The sequence below is a fragment of the Pontibacter anaerobius genome (genome assembly GCF_026241195.1).
In the GTDB taxonomy this organism is placed as follows: domain Bacteria; phylum Bacteroidota; class Bacteroidia; order Cytophagales; family Hymenobacteraceae; genus Pontibacter; species Pontibacter anaerobius.
Map to the genome: position 1 here is coordinate 230,921 of NZ_JAPFQO010000009.1, position 16,098 is coordinate 247,018.

General features: G+C 50.8%; 12 protein-coding genes. 8 read left to right on the forward strand and 4 right to left on the reverse strand.

Annotated elements, in window-relative coordinates:
- Positions 1–112: 112 nt before the first annotated feature.
- Positions 113–1,360 carry an efflux RND transporter periplasmic adaptor subunit gene (locus OO017_RS14545; RefSeq protein ID WP_266053287.1) on the reverse strand — a complete coding sequence of 416 codons (1,248 nt, stop codon included), beginning with the start codon at positions 1,358–1,360 and terminating at the stop codon, positions 113–115.
- A 304-nt stretch (positions 1,361–1,664) separates the two neighbouring features.
- Here OO017_RS14545 and OO017_RS14550 point away from each other — a divergent pair, with 304 nt between their 5' ends.
- From OO017_RS14550 to OO017_RS14575, 6 genes are all read left to right on the forward strand, one after another.
- Positions 1,665–2,663 (forward strand): hypothetical protein, encoded by a 999-nt coding sequence (locus tag OO017_RS14550; protein WP_266053288.1) that lies wholly within the window; start codon positions 1,665–1,667, stop codon positions 2,661–2,663.
- A gap of 50 nt (positions 2,664–2,713) precedes the next feature.
- Positions 2,714–3,397 (forward strand): 2'-5' RNA ligase family protein, encoded by a 684-nt coding sequence (locus tag OO017_RS14555; RefSeq protein WP_266053289.1) that lies wholly within the window; start codon positions 2,714–2,716, stop codon positions 3,395–3,397.
- A gap of 80 nt (positions 3,398–3,477) precedes the next feature.
- Positions 3,478–3,915, forward strand: coding sequence for a DoxX family protein (locus OO017_RS14560; RefSeq protein ID WP_266053290.1), 438 nt, complete (start codon positions 3,478–3,480; stop codon positions 3,913–3,915).
- Between the two features lie 76 nt (positions 3,916–3,991).
- Positions 3,992–5,767, forward strand: coding sequence for an aminopeptidase P family protein (locus OO017_RS14565; RefSeq protein ID WP_266053291.1), 1,776 nt, complete (start codon positions 3,992–3,994; stop codon positions 5,765–5,767).
- Between the two features lie 747 nt (positions 5,768–6,514).
- Positions 6,515–7,225: a 3'-5' exonuclease gene (locus tag OO017_RS14570; RefSeq protein WP_266053292.1), complete on the forward strand. Its 711-nt coding sequence runs from the start codon at positions 6,515–6,517 to the stop codon at positions 7,223–7,225.
- Positions 7,215–9,122 (forward strand): DUF294 nucleotidyltransferase-like domain-containing protein, encoded by a 1,908-nt coding sequence (locus tag OO017_RS14575; RefSeq protein ID WP_266053293.1) that lies wholly within the window; start codon positions 7,215–7,217, stop codon positions 9,120–9,122. Before OO017_RS14570 ends, OO017_RS14575 begins: the two co-directional genes overlap by 11 nt.
- A gap of 55 nt (positions 9,123–9,177) precedes the next feature.
- Here OO017_RS14575 and OO017_RS14580 read toward each other — a convergent pair whose 3' ends face one another.
- Positions 9,178–11,361: a T9SS type A sorting domain-containing protein gene (locus OO017_RS14580; protein ID WP_266053294.1), complete on the reverse strand. Its 2,184-nt coding sequence runs from the start codon at positions 11,359–11,361 to the stop codon at positions 9,178–9,180.
- Between the two features lie 393 nt (positions 11,362–11,754).
- Here OO017_RS14580 and OO017_RS14585 point away from each other — a divergent pair, with 393 nt between their 5' ends.
- Positions 11,755–13,335 (forward strand): PQQ-dependent sugar dehydrogenase, encoded by a 1,581-nt coding sequence (locus OO017_RS14585; protein ID WP_266053295.1) that lies wholly within the window; start codon positions 11,755–11,757, stop codon positions 13,333–13,335.
- Between the two features lie 147 nt (positions 13,336–13,482).
- Positions 13,483–14,400, forward strand: coding sequence for an AEC family transporter (locus tag OO017_RS14590; RefSeq protein ID WP_266053296.1), 918 nt, complete (start codon positions 13,483–13,485; stop codon positions 14,398–14,400).
- A gap of 72 nt (positions 14,401–14,472) precedes the next feature.
- On the opposite strand, the gene OO017_RS14595 is transcribed toward OO017_RS14590, so the two are convergent.
- Both OO017_RS14595 and OO017_RS14600 read right to left on the reverse strand, forming a co-directional pair.
- Complete coding sequence (locus OO017_RS14595) at positions 14,473–15,099, reverse strand: hypothetical protein (protein WP_266053297.1); 627 nt, start codon at positions 15,097–15,099, stop codon at positions 14,473–14,475.
- Positions 15,100–15,460: 361 nt separating this feature from the next.
- Entirely contained in the window at positions 15,461–15,991 is a 531-nt protein-coding gene (locus tag OO017_RS14600; RefSeq protein ID WP_266053299.1) for a CopD family protein, read from the reverse strand.
- Between the last annotated feature and the right edge of the window lie 107 nt (positions 15,992–16,098).

The window sequence follows — 16,098 nt, forward strand, 5'->3', positions numbered from 1 at the left end:
TCTTATGGTGCTTTTGCCGTTCCAGATTATAAATCAGAAATAGCGGACATCATGTATCTATGCAAAGTAGAAGAAGGTCGAGCTACGTGTGTTGTGATACTTGATTCGCCCATCACTTCAGCCGCACCTCCTGCACGTGCTCGTAGTCTTTCATGTCCGATATCACCAACACATCGCCGGGCTGCACGCCGCTTTCCAGCTCCACAAAATCAGTATTGCTTACTCCGGTTCGGGCCGATACCTGCACCAACTCGTCATCGCGGAGCACAAATACCTTATCCAGAGAACCGCTGTTAAAGTAAGGGCCGTTTTTCACGCGAAGGGCATCGCTTTTAGTAGCCGTGGTCACGAAGAGGTCCACGCGGAGGCTGGGGCGCAGCAGCTGGTGGCTGCTTTCATCCAGGGCCACATAAAATGTAACCGTGCCGTTTTTCACAGCAGGCTCTATGGCTACAATCTGGCCTTTCAGGTCGGTGGAGTTGTTGATGCGGGCGATAGCTTCTCCGCCAACGTGCAGCTGGTCAGCAAAGGCATCCGAGATGCTGGCCTGCACCCGGAAGCTGCTCAGGTCGGCAAGTCGGGCAATTACCTCGCCGGCATTCACGCTGCTGCCGATCTCATCTTTCAGCCAGGTTACCACGCCGGGGCGTGTGGCGCGCACTTCGGCTTGTTTCATTTTGCGCTCCAGTTCCTCGAGCGAGCGGCCGTTCATGGCCAAAGTATAGCTCAGTTCCTGTTCATCTGCTTTCAGTAGTTTGCGCTCGCTGGCAATGTCGAGCTCCAGTTGTGCCAGCTCCTGCTGGGCTATCTTTAGTTTTAGTTCGGCCTGCTTTACCTGTTCCTGGGTGCCGCCGCCTATCTTCAGCAGGTATTGTTCATCTTCCAGTTGGGCCTGCAGGCTTTTCACGTTCATGCGCTTTATGGCCAGCTGCGACTCCAGACTGTTCAGTTTTTTATCCAACTGCAGGCGCATCTGCACGCTTTTGTGCTGGTTCAGCTGCTGCTCGTCTTTCAGTTTGTCATAGGCAAGTTGGGTAAAGGAGCGATCTAGCAGCAGCACCTGGTCGCCGGGCTGCACCTGCTGGCCCACACTGCGCACCACCTGCTCTATGCGCGCCTGGATGGGGCTTGTGATGGCCTGCTCATGTTCCGGCACCACCACACCCGAGGCGGTAAGGGTGGCTATCACCGGCCCACGTTCCACCACGGCGGTGCGAAGCTCACTGCGGCTGATGCCCGGCGCAAGCAGGCTCCTGAACCCGAATATGGCCGCCAGCAAAATGCCGGCGGCTATACTTAATTGCCAGATGCGCTTGTGGCGGTTGGCTTGTTTGGTTGAGGCTGATAATTCACGATCCATAGTTTTATTTTATACTTGCTCGTGAGGGTATAGCCAATTTAGATGCCAGTTATGTAAGTAGTTGATATATTGGTATTTAAGATTTAAAATACTGGTTTTTAGGCTTTTGTAGGTGTTCAATATTGAACAGTTTGTGCGATTTTGGAAGGGGGGAGAAAAATGATAATAACCAGTAGGGTTCTAACTATTGTAATATATTATTAAATTTATTTTCAATATTCAGGATGATGGTATATCATGCTTCTATAGACAATAAGTTATAGAAGGATGCAAATTATTGGAGAAACACCAGAGCACTTTAGAAATGACAGTAAAGGAAGCAATCTTAAAAAGCTTAGATGAGATAAATGCACTTACAAACTATATGGAGGTTTGTAATCACATTATAGCAAACAAGTACTACGATTTTAAAGACGCTAAAACGCCTCAAGCAACCGTTTCAGCGTTGCTTGGTGATTTTATCCGAAAAGGAGATACAAGGGTAAAAAGAATTAAGATTTCAGATGGGTCATATTCTTATTATTTGACAAAAAATGAGAATAACATTGGTCTTGATACTCTTACCCAAGCAACAGAGCTGGTTTCACCCAAAAAGAATGGGAAGATCAAATCATACGATGAAAGGGATTTGCATAGACTTCTGAGCAGTTACCTCAAAAACTCAGGAATCTACTCAAAAACTATTTTTCATGAGCAATCAACTTTTGGAAAGGATAGCAACCAAATTTGGACACACCCAGACATGATCGGTATTAGCTTCATGAATCTTCAGTCAAAGGCAAGTCAAAATTTTCTAAAGGCTATAAATCGAGTTGATACTTTTAAGCTAAGCTCTTACGAAATCAAGAAAGAAATAAATAGTGACTCAGAGCTTAAGAAAGCTTTCTTTCAAGCCGTTTCGAACTCAAGTTGGGCTAATTATGGATATTTGGTTGCATTCGAAATTAATGACAATCTTACTGAAGAAATGGAAAGATTAAATCAATCCTTTGGGATTGGAATCATAGAACTGAATGCAAATCCGTTTGAAAGTAAGATCCTGTTTACACCAACCTATAGAGACTTAGATTTTAAAACTATTGATAAGCTTTGCAAGATCAATAAGGATTTTGAGAAATTTATTGAGCAAACAGAAAAGCTAATGACTGCTCAGGAGCGCTACTTTAAAGCCACAGAAAAAGAGCTTGATGAATTCTGTGATCAATATTTAGTTACTGACACAGAAATTGAACAATACTGTTTGGATAAAAACATACCATTAGAAGCAGAGAAGGAGCCTTCGTCTTCAACTGCTAATCAATGATTTAATAATATTCTATGAAGTTATAAGGCAAGCTGACTTATACCTATCCCATGAACCTCCCGGAGCACTACGACACCCTCTACCGCACCTCCATAGAGAAAATCCGCTCCGGCCAATACCAACTCGACCCCTTGATCGACTCGGCTGAGGATGACAGGATGGGACTAACACTGCTGCTTCGTCCGGACAAGCAAACCAAACAGCAAATACAGGCTTTCCTCAGCGAATTGAGAGCTATCGACCCGGCACAGTACTACTACCCGGATTCCGATATTCACGTCACCGTGATGTCCATTATCCCCTGCTACAGCGGCTTTGAGCTGGGGCAGATTTCGGTGCCGGATTATGTGGAACTCATCCGGAAAAGTATACCTGCTCACAGCCGCATAGAGATCAGCTTTAAAGGCATTACGGCCTCGCCGTCTTGTGTGATGGTGCAGGGCTTTTTATCCGATAACACCCTCAACCATCTCCGCGATAACCTGCGCGCCAATTTCAGGGACTCAGACCTGGAGCAAAGTATAGACAAGCGCTACGCCATCCAAACGGCCCATGCCACGGTGGCACGCTTCCGGGCACCCCTCCGCGATACTGAGGCCTACCTGCGGGTGCTGGAAAAGTATAGAAACCACGATTTCAGCACTTTTACAGTGGATACCCTGGAACTGGTGCACAACGACTGGTACCAGCGCGAGCAGTTCGTGCAAAGGCTGCACCGGTTCAACCTCGGCTAAGGCCGTATTCAGGTGGATGGCGCGATCTTTCAGTTGTGTTTTCTCCCTAACCCACCACTTTTTCGTAAGCTACCATACTTATGAAAAACGCTGCCTTCGGATACTTTTTAGCGCGCCTACCCATCGGCATGAGCATGTTGGGCCACGGCCTGGTACGTCTGCCCAAGTTGCGGGATTTTAGCGAGGGCATGGCCCAAAACTTTAAGGATACCTGGTTACCGCCGGAGTTGGTACAGGGTTTTGGCTATTACCTGCCGTACCTGGAGCTGAACATTGGGGCGCTGATGCTGGTCGGGCTTTTTACGCGGGTGGTGTCGGCAGTGGGAGTGCTGCTGATGGTGGCGCTTATCTTCGGCTCCAGCCTGCTCGAGAACTGGAACAGCATCTTCAGCCAGATGTTTTACGGGCTATACTTTTGCCTGCTGTTCGTTTTTGAACATAAGTATAACCGCTTCTCACTGGATACCGCCATGCGTGTGCGCCGAAGTCGGAAAAGACGTGCCACCGCCGTGCAGTAGTAAGGTTTAGCGGCTTCTGCCAAGCATTTCTCCCTATCTTTCCTTAATTTGCCTCAAACCGAAAATTACATTCTACATGACCTACCAAGAAAGATTAGCAGCCATCCGAAGCCAGATGAAAGGCGAGGGCGTGAGCGCCTACATCATTCCATCGGCTGATCCGCATATAAGTGAGTATGTGCCAGACAGGTATAAGTGCATTGAGTTTGCCTCCGGCTTCACCGGCTCGGCGGGCACACTGGTAATTACCGAAGACACAGCCCACCTCTGGACGGATGCGCGCTACTTTGTGCAGGCCAATGAGCAGCTGGAGGGTACCGGTTTTGAGTTGGCGAAACTACGCGTGCAGAACGCACCGGAATATATCGACTGGCTAGGCGAGCGGTTGCCGGAGGGCGCCACCGTGGCTTTCGACGGAAAACTGATCTCCGTGGCTCTGGCCCAATTGCTGGAGTCGCAGCTTACGCCGATTGGATTGAAGATCAACAGCGACCGCGATTACCTGCAGCCGATCTGGCAGGACAGGCCGGACCTGCCATCTGCACCTGCCTTTTTACTAGGTGAGGAGGTAGTGGGAGAGCGGCTGGAAAGCAAGCTGGAGCGCCTGCGCGCGGCCCTGAAAAAGCATCGAGCCGAGTACCACCTGATCTCCTCGCTTGATGACATGGCCTGGCTCTTTAACATGCGCGGCTCCGACGTGAAGTGTAACCCTGTGGTGCTGAGTTTCGCGCTCATTAGCCAAAACAAGGCTATGCTCTTTATGGATGCCACCAAACTCAGCGAAGAAGATCAGGCCAGATTAAAAAAAGCCGGCGTGGAGCTGGAGACCTACGACATGATCGAAAGAGCTGTGTCGGCCATACCGGGCAACAGCATTCTGGTCGACCCGCGCCGCAACTGCTATGCGCTTTACAAGGAGCTGCCAAAGGAGGTGCGCGTGATCCAGGACACCAACCCGACCACTTTCTTTAAGGCCATGAAGAACGAAGTGGAGATGGAGCATACCCGCCAGACAATGATCAAAGACGGCGTGGCGTTGACCCGCTTCTTTAAGTGGCTGGAGGAAAACATTGGCAAAACCAAAATAACAGAGCTGACGGTGGTGGAGAAGGTGCGCGAGTTCCGTGCCCAGCAGGAGGGTTTTGTGGGCGAGAGCTTCGATACCATCTCCGGTTACAGAGCGCACGGTGCCCTGCCACACTACCGCGTTACCCCTGAAAGCGATATCGAACTGCAGCCAGAGGGCCTTTTCCTGGTTGACTCCGGTGGGCAGTACACTTCCGGCACTACCGATATTACGCGAGTGGTGTCCTTAGGAAAACTAACCGAGGAGGAAAGTATAGATTATACGTTGGTGCTGAAAGGGATGATTGACGGCTCCACGGCCCGTTACCCGAAAGGCACGAAAGGCTACCAGATCGATGCCATCACCCGCAAGCCGCTCTGGGACCATGCCCGAAACTACGGTCACGGCACCGGCCACGGCGTCGGCTTTTTCCTGAACGTGCATGAGGGCCCGCATGTGCTCAACCCCACGCCAACGGCAGTGGATCTAGAGTTAGGGATGATCTCCTCGGTGGAGCCAGGCATTTACCGCACCGGAAAGCACGGCATCCGCATCGAGAACCTGGTGCTTACCGTGCAGGACGAAACCAACGACTTTGGCGAGTTTTATACTTTCGAGCACCTAACGATGGCCCTGATCGACACCACTCCGGTGAAGAAAGAGCTGCTGGAGGCCCACCAGATCAAGTGGCTGAACGAGTACCACGCACAGGTAGTAGAAAAACTCGGCCCACACCTGACAGAGGACGAACTGGCCTGGCTGAAAGAGAAAGCGAAGGCGATATAGGTGTTACCCTCACCCCGTCTCTCCCCTAAAACAGGGGAGGGATGGCGGTGCCGGGGCCAACCACCCCTGCCCCTCCTTGTCTAAGGAGGGGAGTTTTACTTACTGTCTGAATCAGGATTTACAGGATTTTGGGATGTACAGGATTGCTCGCGAACGATTGTCATCCCCCTCCCCCCCTTCGAAGGGGGACTTTGGACAGAGCAGCGGCTATCGAGAAATGATCCCAGTCTTTGGGGTGAGCGCCTATGCGAGGTTTTCTGGTGCCGAGCCGGAGGCGAGGCAGCCCGAGGTACGAAAAGAGGGCCCCTACCCCCGGCAGGAAAAGCTCCCAGCGCGATGCCCAAAGATGAGCCCTCCCGGGCTTGAGGGCACCAAAGCTAGAGCTGAAACTTTAGGTTTGTAGGACTGAGGATGAACAGCATCTAAAAAGGATAGCCTAGTTCGAATGGAAGGAAGCGGCTACGAAAGATGGCTTTTCAAACCAGTTGAGTTACAAACTCAACATCATAAATGGACACGAGTTACAAACTCGCGCCAGCAGAAAGGGGGGGCGGACAGAGATATCCGGAACAGCAGCTGTAGTTAGCTTGCTTCGAATTGAAGAAAGCTGGGGCTAAAGTATAGCCAAAGTATAAAACCTAAGATAATCACCAGTAAGCAAGTATAAATCACACTGCAGCAGGCTGCAAAAAATACGTACTAATGAAGGGAAAAACAGGAATACCTGAAGCGGCCGCGAACTAAGCCATGCGCGATTTTATACTTTTCATCGACACCGAAACCACCGGCAAACCGCTTGACTGGGATGCGCCTTATTCTGACGACAATAGTTGGCCATATTCCATTCAGATCGCCTGGGAAGTGTATAACAAAGAAGGGCTGCAACTGAAGTCGGAGAACCATTACATTTACGAGCCGGAGCTGCAGATATCGGAAACCTCAGGAAAGATACACGGGATTACACCCGAGTTTCTGCAGGCTCACGGCAAAGAGCGAAAGCAGGTACTATCGCTGTTGGCGCAGGACCTGGAACAGTACCAACCACTGGTGGTGGGGCATTTTATGCAGCTCGATTACCACATGCTGGGAGTAGGTTTCCATAGGGCAAAACTCTCTAACCCGCTGCTGCAACTCCCTACCTTTTGTACCATGAACGCCTCTGCCAAATTTCTGCTGGATCCGCGGCAGCATTTTCTGAGGCTTGGGGAGCTGTATGAGCGCCTGTTTCAGGAGCCGCTGCTTCAGCAACACGATGCAGCCGTGGACGTAAAGGCAACCGCAGCCTGCTTTTTTAGGCTGGCCGAGCAGGGAGATATCACGCCGGATACCATTTTGATGCAACAAGAGGAGAGTAAGGCACTGGAGCGCAAATCCTCCTCCAGAACCAAGATCATCCTGTTCGTTATACTTGCGATTATTATACTTGCTGTTTTAGGCATCATACTTTATGAGGGATAAATTAGATTTTCTGAAAACGGTGAAGCCCTTTAACCTGCTGCCGGAAGAGGTGCTGCTAGGAGTGGCCGACCTGTTGCAGGAGGTGCGCTACACCAAGGACACGGCCATCTTCCACCAGGAGGTTACCAAAATGAAAGGCGTGGACCTGATTGTGGAGGGGGAGTATGAGAGCTTTTTCTATGACAGCGAGCAGAACAGGCGCGTAATAGAGCATCACCACAGCGGCTACTGCTATGGTGGGATTTCGGTTTTGCTGAACCGCAAAAGGTCGCTGCGCTCTGTGATCGCTAAAAAAGGCACCGTGGTATACTTTCTGCCGCGCCGCGATTTCAGGCAGCTCTGCCAGGCCTACGAGGATTTCTTCCATTATTTTACCGTGGAGTTTGGCCGCCGCATGCTCAACGACGAGTTCGCCCACTTTGTGAAGAAACCGACTGCCTTCGAGGATAACTTTATCGCTTCCGACCAGCTGTACTCCCGCAAGATAGAGACATTGGTGTACCGCGAGCTGGTTACCTGCCACGGCGACACCCCGATATATGAGGTGGCCCGCCTGATGGCCGAGAAGAAGGTGAGTTGCCTGTTTGTGCAGAATACCCAGGGGCAGGTCATCGGCTACCTCACCGACATCAGCATCCGCGACAATGTGGTGGCCAGGCAGGTAAGCGTGCAGGAGCCGGTGCGGCAGGTGATGGATAACCCGATCGTCAGCATCAACACGCAGGCCTTTGTGTATGAGGCTATACTTCTGATGTTCCGGACCAAAACCCGCTACTTGCTGGTGGAGGAAAACGGGCAGTACTTGGGTTTCTTGAGTCGTAACAAGCTACTGAGCGACCAGGCGCAGTCACCGTTTATGTTTATACAGTCAGTAAAGCTGGCGCAATCGGTAGAGGAGCTGAAGCGCAAATGGGAGAAGGTGCCCGAAATTGTATACCAGCTCCTGGACCGCGGCGTTAAGCCCGGGATCGTGAACCAGGTAATCACCACCGTGTCGGATACCATCGCCACCAAGGTGATAGAGGGCGTGATTGAGGAGATGGGCGCACCTCCTGCTAAATTCGTTTTCATGGTGCTGGGCAGCGAGGGGCGCAAGGAGCAAACCCTGAACACCGACCAGGACAACGCCATCATTTACGAAGACAAGGCCAACGAGCAGCGCGAGCTGGTGCGGGAGTATTTCCTGCGGTTTGCCGATCAGGTATCGGAACGGCTGGATACCATTGGTTTTAGTTACTGCAAAGGCGGCTTTATGGCCAAAAACCCTAAATGGACGCACTCTCTCTCGCACTGGAAGCGCAACTACAGCAGCTGGATGCAGGAGCCGGACCAGGAAAAGGTGATGAAATTCTCCACCTTCTTCGATTGCCGCTACATCTACGGGGAGGCCTCTATCATGGAGGAGCTGCGCGCGTTTCTGGATGAGGAGCTGCAGAAGCCCTTGGGCAGGTTCCTGTACCACATGGCCCAGAATGCCCTGCAGTACGAGCCCCCGCTTACGTTCTTCAAAAACATCAAAACGTTTAACAAGGGAGGGCATGAGGTGTTCGACATTAAGAAAACCATGACCCCGATCGTGGACCTGGTGCGGGTGCATGCCCTCAAGAGCAGGGTGTTTAAGACCAATACCGGTGAGCGGCTGGAGGCATTAAAAGTTTTAGGAGAGTTCGCCGAGAACGACCTGCACGAGCTGATGCATGCCTACTATTACCTGATGAGCCTGCGCCTGAAGAAGCAGGCCGTGCAAATGATCCAGGACAAAGCCGCTCCCGACAACTTCATCGATATCCGCAGCCTCACCAAAATTGAGCAGGCTACGCTAAAGGAGATCTTCAAGACCATCGGTAACTTCCAGGCAAGTATAAAGCTGAAGTTCACCAACTCGCTGCTGGGGTAACAAAAGCCGGCAGTACTTTGTGGTACAGCCAGTTTTTGTATTGAATTATCGTCCTTTACTTATTGATCAAAAGCCTAAAAGTCTGCACCTCGCTGGAGGTGGTGAGGCGGAGGTAGTACACGCCCTTGCGCAGCTTCTCTGCCCTCAGCTCCAGCTGCAACAACTCGCCACCTTGTCCCTCGGCTACTACGCCTAGATTTTTGCCACCTGCATTGTAGAGCTCCAGCAGGTATGGTTCATCCTCCGGCAGGGTAAGCTCCACTTTGGCCCAGTCGCTGAGTGGGTTAGGGTAAATGCGCAGCGATACCGCCTGCGTCTTAAGTATACCTACGCCGCAAGTGCCCAGCCGGTCCTCGTGGTGGTTGCGCAGGTGTGCGGCCACGGCCGAAGGAGAGATACAGAGCGCTTTACCTTTATGGCATACCTGTACTTTCCTGTTGCCGCAGCGCACATCCACTACCGTGATGGTGACCGAGGCTGTGGCCGAGCAGGCGCCGTTGTAGGCCGTGATGGTAAAGGAGTAGCTGCCGGCAGCCGTAGGCGTAAACACAGGGTTGGCAACTGACGCGTTACTCAGGCCATCAGCAGGGCGCCAGGTATAGCTTTCGCCGCCAGAGGCCACTAACTGCACGCTTTGCGGGCCGTAACCCAGGTAAATGGTGCTGGCGTTGCCTCCAGTGTAGATATCAGAGGTAGGGGCAAGGGTGATGGACGGGGTGGGAGGTGTGCATAAGGTTTCTACGCTTAGCTTCACAATCCAAATATCTGTGCTGCTTTCTGGGTCTTCGGTTTTGTCTCCGCTTATACCTGAGCGAGACAGACCGGCAAGTAGGTATCCGCCGTCTTTGGTTTGCTTAACATCTTGTAACTCCTCGTGCTCGTCGCCACCAAGGGTTTTGTCCCACTTCTTGTCTCCGCTAGGGTCTAGCTTGATAACCCAATAGTCAGAGGGGCAAATAAAATCCTCTGTAGTGGCATCCGTATAGCAGATGCTGCGGTTCTCTTCTGTCTTGTCACCGCTGCTAGCTGAGTTGGAGTAGCCTCCCAATATGTATCCCCCGTCTTCCGTTTGCTGTAGCGAGGTCAGCCTGTCGTCTCTGTTGCCACCATAGGCCTTATCCCATTCCTGGTCGCCTGCTGCATCTAGTTTTACCACCCAATAGTCAGTCGTGCAGACGAGGTCGTTCAAAAGAAGGTCAATGTAACAAGGGCCATTGTTTGCCACTGTCTTGTCTCCACTGCTACCTGAACCAGAATAGCCCCCGAGAAGATAACCGCCGTCTGTGGTCTGTACCAAGGAAGTGAGGCGGTCGTCGTCATTTCCTCCAATTGTCTTTTCCCACTCCATTGCACCGGCCGCGTTCACCTTTATCACCCAATAGTCTCCTGTACAGTTGTCAGCATCACATCTCCCTTTGTTGTCCACGCTCTTATCACCACCTGCGTCTGACCATGAATAGCCCCCCAGAATGTAACCGCCATCTTTGGTTTGCTGCAGTGCCGTGAGCAGGTCAAGGTCCTCATCGCCATACTCTTCGCTTCTGGCACCACCGAAGGTTTTGTCCCATTCTTTCACACCTTGCCTATCGGTTTTTACAATCCAGTAATCGTACCCTCCCCTGGAGGCTTCTGTCTTGTCACCGCTGCTACCTGAGCTAGTATATCCTCCCAATATATAGCCGCCGTCGGTGGTCTGCTGCAGTGAGGTGAGAAAATCATAGCCTTTTCCGCCAAAGGTCTTGTCCCACTCTTTCTCTCCGGCAGCATTCAGCTTAACTATCCAAAAATCAAGTGAAAAGCATTGGGTGACGCAGCCGCTTCTGTTAGCTTCGGATTTGTCTCCACTGACTCCTGATCTAGAGTTTCCTGCTAGTATAAAACCGCCGTCTTTGGTTTGCCGGACTAGCATAAGTTCGTCATTCTCACTACCGCCAAAGGTCTTTTCCCATACTTTCTGGCCATTCGCATCTACCTTCACTATATAATAGTCAGTACCTCCTCTTGCCCCTTCAGCCTCGCCTCCGTTGTAATAAGGACCAGAAGTACCTCCTAAAATGTAGCCACCGTCGGTTGTTTGCTGAGAGATATAGAGCCTTTTTGAGATTTCTACGCCAAAAGATTTGTCCCACTCAATTTCCTGGGCATAAGAAGCGGAAGAGAGAGAAATAAAAAGGCTGATCAAAATATACCTGAAGAAGTCGTGGCGACTTAATGCAGTCCTTATATAATTTGTTTTCATAGTGTGTTTGGTTATGGTTAGTACATCTGATCTGAAGAGTGGATTTAGATTATTGCTGTAGTCTCAGGAGCAGTAGAGCCAGATGAAGTACTGCAAGGTTTTAGAGTAAGTACTTCCGGGGCCTTGCAAGTAATGGGAAGAGGTGATGATGTTTATCTTTATTTTATACTTATCTATTATAAAATTAGATTTTTATAGTAGTAAACGGCGCATTTCTTAGAGTGAATCCAATAGCCGCAGCAGTAGAGTAGTCAGGGAATTATGGGAAGAGGCAAAAAGCTGTCTGCTGCAATGCTGCAAATTATACAGAATGGAGGTTGTAAGCTGTAACTTTTCCCAAAGAAGTCACTAAAAGCAGATAATGCTTTACCACGTCACTAACCTTTACTTCGTATGCCATTCAAGCTTTTACTCAAATCATACTTGCTAACCTTTGCACTGGCAGTGCCGGTTTTCACCTTTGCGCAAACACCCCCTGCAGCCACCGAAACGGTAAAAATAGAAGTGCCGGAAAGCATGCGGAAGGCGCCGTTTAATGTGGATCGTTTTGCCAGTGTGCCCCCTAACTTTAAGCTGGAAGTGTACGCCCGCCTCAGCGGTGCCCGGTTTATGGCGGTGGCACCCAACGGCGACCTGTTCGTTTCCAAACCAGACAACGGCTTTGTCAAAATCTTCCGCCCGGATCCAAACGGCGGCACGCCACAGGAATTTGATTTCGCCTCTGGACTGCAGAAGCCGCACGATATCGTTTTCCATAAAATAGGAGAGCAGCAGTATGTGTACATTGCCGAAAAGAATAGGATCATCCGCCATCAATATACCGATGGCGATACGCAGGGCCAGAACATGGAGGTAGTGGTAGATAACCTACCTGATGAAAGTCTGGCGGAACTGAAGGGCAGCTACGGCCACGTACTCAAAAACATCGCCATCGACAGCAATGATAAGCTATACGTATCCATCGCCTCTACCTGCAACGCCTGTATAGAAGATACCCAAAGTGACCCCAAACGTGGCGCAATTTACGTGTATAACGCCGATGGCTCAGGAGGCAGATTGTTTGCCGAGGGCCTACGCAACGCAGAAGGTCTGGACTTTGTGCCGGGCACCAACAACCTATGGGTAACGGTTAATAACCGCGATAACGTAGCTTATCCTTATGAAGATGGAACCGGCAATTATGGCAAGGTGGTGCAGAGCTACGTTGACAATAACCCACCGGAGGAGTTTACGCTGGTGCGCGATGGCGGCAACTACGGCTGGCCTTTCTGCAACCCCGACCCGCGCGAGGGGATGGATAACATGCCTTTTGTCAAGGATGTGCAGCTGAACGCCGATGGAGCCGTGGATTGCACCGCCATGGACCGCATCAGCAAAGGCATACAAGCGCACTCGGCACCGCTGGGGTTGCTCTTTACCCAGGACACTAAACTGCCCCAGCCTTACCGCAACGGCGCCCTGATCGCCTTGCACGGCTCCTGGAACCGCTCCAAAGCCACTGGCTACAAAATCATCTACTTCACTTGGCAGGGCGATAAGCCGGGCGATCAGCTAGACCTGGTGGGCGGCTTCCTCAACAGCGACTCTACCGAAGCTTACGCCCGGCCCGTAGACATTGCAGTAGACCCTGACGGAAATCTTTTTATCTCTGATGATAAGGCCCATGCCATTTATAAGCTCTCTTATACCGGCCCTCTGGCCTCCGCTGAAGCAGAAGCCTTGGAGCGGGCCGTGCAGGTATACCCGGTACCATCGGCAGGCAACCTCAACCTGAAAGTGAACGGGCTGAAGCGCCCGGAAGTGCGGTTTGTACTTACCAATGCCCAATCGGCAAATGTGCTGGATGTAACCAAACGGCTGCACAGCGGTGAGCATAACCTGCAACTGGAAACGCAGCATTTAGCGGCCGGGGTATACTTTCTGAGCATTATTTCCGGTGATACCCGGGTAGTGCAGCGGGTGGTGCTGCAGTAACGAGCATGATTTAATTGTTTAGAGGCAGGAGCATGGCAATGTGTTGCTGCCTTTTTTATGACAGGTGGCCCTGTTAATTAAAACCTGCTGCCTTACCTTTGCCCGTCGCGGCTAAACTGCGACATATTTTCTTTTTAAAAAACCTAGATGAGCAGTTTTATACTTTTATTTGGGTGCCTGGGCCTTGGCCTGCTGCTGCAGCGGGTAAAGGATTTTCCGAAGAACACGCCACAGGTGCTCAACCAGTTTATCATTTACATTTCGCTACCGGCACTGGCGCTATACTTTATACCTGAAGTAAAACTGGATAGCACGGTGCTGCTGCCGGTCGGGCTTGCCTGGATTTGTTTTGGTGCGGCGGCCTTATTCTTCTGGGGGCTGGGCAAAGCCTTTGGGTGGTCGCGCAAGCTGGTTGGTTGCCTCATACTTACAGGTGGACTTGGAAACACGTCCTTTATCGGGCTGCCGGTTATTGAGGCGCTTTACGGTGCCGATAGCCTGGAAACGGTTATACTTATAGACCAGCCCGGCACCTTTGTGGTGCTCTCAACAGTTGGCATTGCGCTGGCTGCGAGCTTTTCAAGGGGGGCAGCCAGTATCGGGACTATAGCACGCAAGATCTTCCTGTTCCCGCCATTTATTGCATTTATGCTGGCCCTGATCCTCAACCTGGTTGGTTTTAGCTTTTCGGCAGATATGAAAGATGTTTTCCAGCGCCTGGGCAGTACCGTGTCGCCGTTGGCGCTGGTGTCGGTGGGCCTGCAGCTAAAGCCGGAGTGGCGCAGCAAACACTGGGGCTTTCTGGCGCTCGGACTTACTTTTCAGCTGATGCTGGCCCCGCTGCTCATACTTGGTTTATACTTTGGGGTGCTTGGTGTGCGGGGAGAATTGCTGGAGATAAGCGTGATGGAGGCCGCTATGGCCCCCATGATCACCGGGAGTATCGTGGCGGCATCCTACGGGTTGAAACCACGTTTGGCCAATATGATGGTGGGTTTCGGAATCCCCATTTCTTTCCTTACCCTTGCCTTCTGGTACTGGATTTTAAATTTTGTTATTGGTTGATGGTTGTTCGTTATTGGTTGGAAATCAAAAAAAATAATCAGTAACTTTTAACCAACAACTAATAACCAATACCTACTCCTGGTAGGTATCCAGTTTGATTTTCTCAATGAGGAGGTAATTTTTAAACTGGTGGATGAGCTTGTCCATTTCTCGCTCTTTCTCGGTGAGTGCCTGCACCTCTTCATCGGAATCCTGTAGCACGGGGCGCAGACGGTAAAGGCTATCCTGTAGTTGCGGAATGGCGGCCTCGGTTTGCTGGCGTATGGACGGTTCCAAACCTGCCTCCAGCGACTCCTCCAGCTCTTTAATGTAGAGCTCCATGAACTCCATCATGTGCCAGGGGTTATTAGGGCGGTTCCAGGTAAAAGAGGTATTACAGCGGCGGCAGCGGTAGGTATTCAGCTTCCAGCCATGCTCGTTGGTGGTAACGGCCTGCTGCTTCAGCATTTCGGCTTTGTGGCACTTGGGGCATTGGGCATTATCCTCGATCAGTTTTTCCAGGCGGGCACGCTTATCCATGATAGCCACGCGGTTTTCGGCGTGCTGCAGCAGTTGCTTCTCCAGGTTTTGGCAAGCCTGTGTCAGCTGTCTCTGGTCCTCGCTTAGTTCCTCACTTGCTGTTAGTTGCTCGGCGCGCTTGCTGAAAAAGCGGATCAGTTTAATCAGTTCTCTCTCGTTAGCCTTCAGTGCTTTGTTCATACTTACAAAGGTAAGGCTTATAAATTAGAAAGTTAAAAAGTTAGAAGGTTAGATAGGGTTGGGAGGTTGTTAATCTGCCGCAAGTTTAGCGGTAGCGTAACTTGTGGCTAGCTTTGATGCCAGTTTGCAACTGGCTTTTTGTGTGAGTAGAAAAGTGAAGATTAGCAGAAGGTTAATGCTTCCTTAACTATAGACAAAGTATAAAGTGTGGCTTCAGACATTGTGGTCTTGCTCCTCCGGAGCAAAGCAGTTACAAACTGCTACCATACTTAGCCACAAGTTACGCTACCGCTAAACTTGCGGCATGAACTGTATATTTTAACCTCCTAAACTCCCCAACTCTTTAACTCTCAAACTCTCCCTATCTTTCCTCCCTCACGCGTTTGTAAATTCGGATGGCCAGCATGAGCATGGCGGAGAAAAGGATGAGCCCAATAATGCCCCAGAGCATGCTGAGCGTGCTTTTAAGCACCACTAGAAACACAATGCTGATGAGGAAAAGCGTGGCCACCTCGTTCCAGATGCGGAGTTGGGTGGAGTTATACTTGATGATGCCCTGCTGCTGCTGTTTAAAGATGGCGTGGCAAAGGAAATGATACACGTAAAGCCCCACTACAAAGCTCAGTTTCCAGACGAGCCAGCCGGGAATGGAGCCGTACAGGTACAGCATGGTAAGCCCGAATATGAGCGTCAGGACGGCGGAGGGCCAGGTGATGCCGTACCACAACCGTTTCTGCATAATACCGAGCTGCTTCTGAAGTATGGATTTTTCAGGCTCTGGTTTCTCGGCCGCTTCAGCGTAGTAGATAAACAGGCGCACAATGTAGAACAGTCCGGCAAACCAGGTTACTACAAAGATGATGTGCAGCGCCTTTACGTAGAAATAGCTCATAGCAGCGGGTCGTGTTTCTGCAAAGGTAAGGCGAAATGTTTAATTGCGGGAGGTAAAGTATGGGTCCTATTCTCAGATGGGCGTGTCTATGCCTTGTAGGGATAGGT

What these genes read in the sequence shown, in the direction of transcription:
- OO017_RS14575 (WP_266053293.1), top strand. Translation starts at nt 7,215, where the DNA reads ATGAGGGATAAATTAGATTTTCTGAAAACGGTGAAGCCCTTTAACCTG.
- OO017_RS14545 (WP_266053287.1), bottom strand. Translation starts at nt 1,360, where the DNA reads ATGGATCGTGAATTATCAGCCTCAACCAAACAAGCCAACCGCCACAAG.
- OO017_RS14555 (WP_266053289.1), top strand. Translation starts at nt 2,714, where the DNA reads ATGAACCTCCCGGAGCACTACGACACCCTCTACCGCACCTCCATAGAG.
- OO017_RS14565 (WP_266053291.1), top strand. Translation starts at nt 3,992, where the DNA reads ATGACCTACCAAGAAAGATTAGCAGCCATCCGAAGCCAGATGAAAGGC.
- OO017_RS14585 (WP_266053295.1), top strand. Translation starts at nt 11,755, where the DNA reads ATGCCATTCAAGCTTTTACTCAAATCATACTTGCTAACCTTTGCACTG.
- OO017_RS14600 (WP_266053299.1), bottom strand. Translation starts at nt 15,991, where the DNA reads ATGAGCTATTTCTACGTAAAGGCGCTGCACATCATCTTTGTAGTAACC.
- OO017_RS14580 (WP_266053294.1), bottom strand. Translation starts at nt 11,361, where the DNA reads ATGAAAACAAATTATATAAGGACTGCATTAAGTCGCCACGACTTCTTC.
- OO017_RS14570 (WP_266053292.1), top strand. Translation starts at nt 6,515, where the DNA reads ATGCGCGATTTTATACTTTTCATCGACACCGAAACCACCGGCAAACCG.
- OO017_RS14595 (WP_266053297.1), bottom strand. Translation starts at nt 15,099, where the DNA reads ATGAACAAAGCACTGAAGGCTAACGAGAGAGAACTGATTAAACTGATC.
- OO017_RS14590 (WP_266053296.1), top strand. Translation starts at nt 13,483, where the DNA reads ATGAGCAGTTTTATACTTTTATTTGGGTGCCTGGGCCTTGGCCTGCTG.
- OO017_RS14560 (WP_266053290.1), top strand. Translation starts at nt 3,478, where the DNA reads ATGAAAAACGCTGCCTTCGGATACTTTTTAGCGCGCCTACCCATCGGC.
- OO017_RS14550 (WP_266053288.1), top strand. Translation starts at nt 1,665, where the DNA reads ATGACAGTAAAGGAAGCAATCTTAAAAAGCTTAGATGAGATAAATGCA.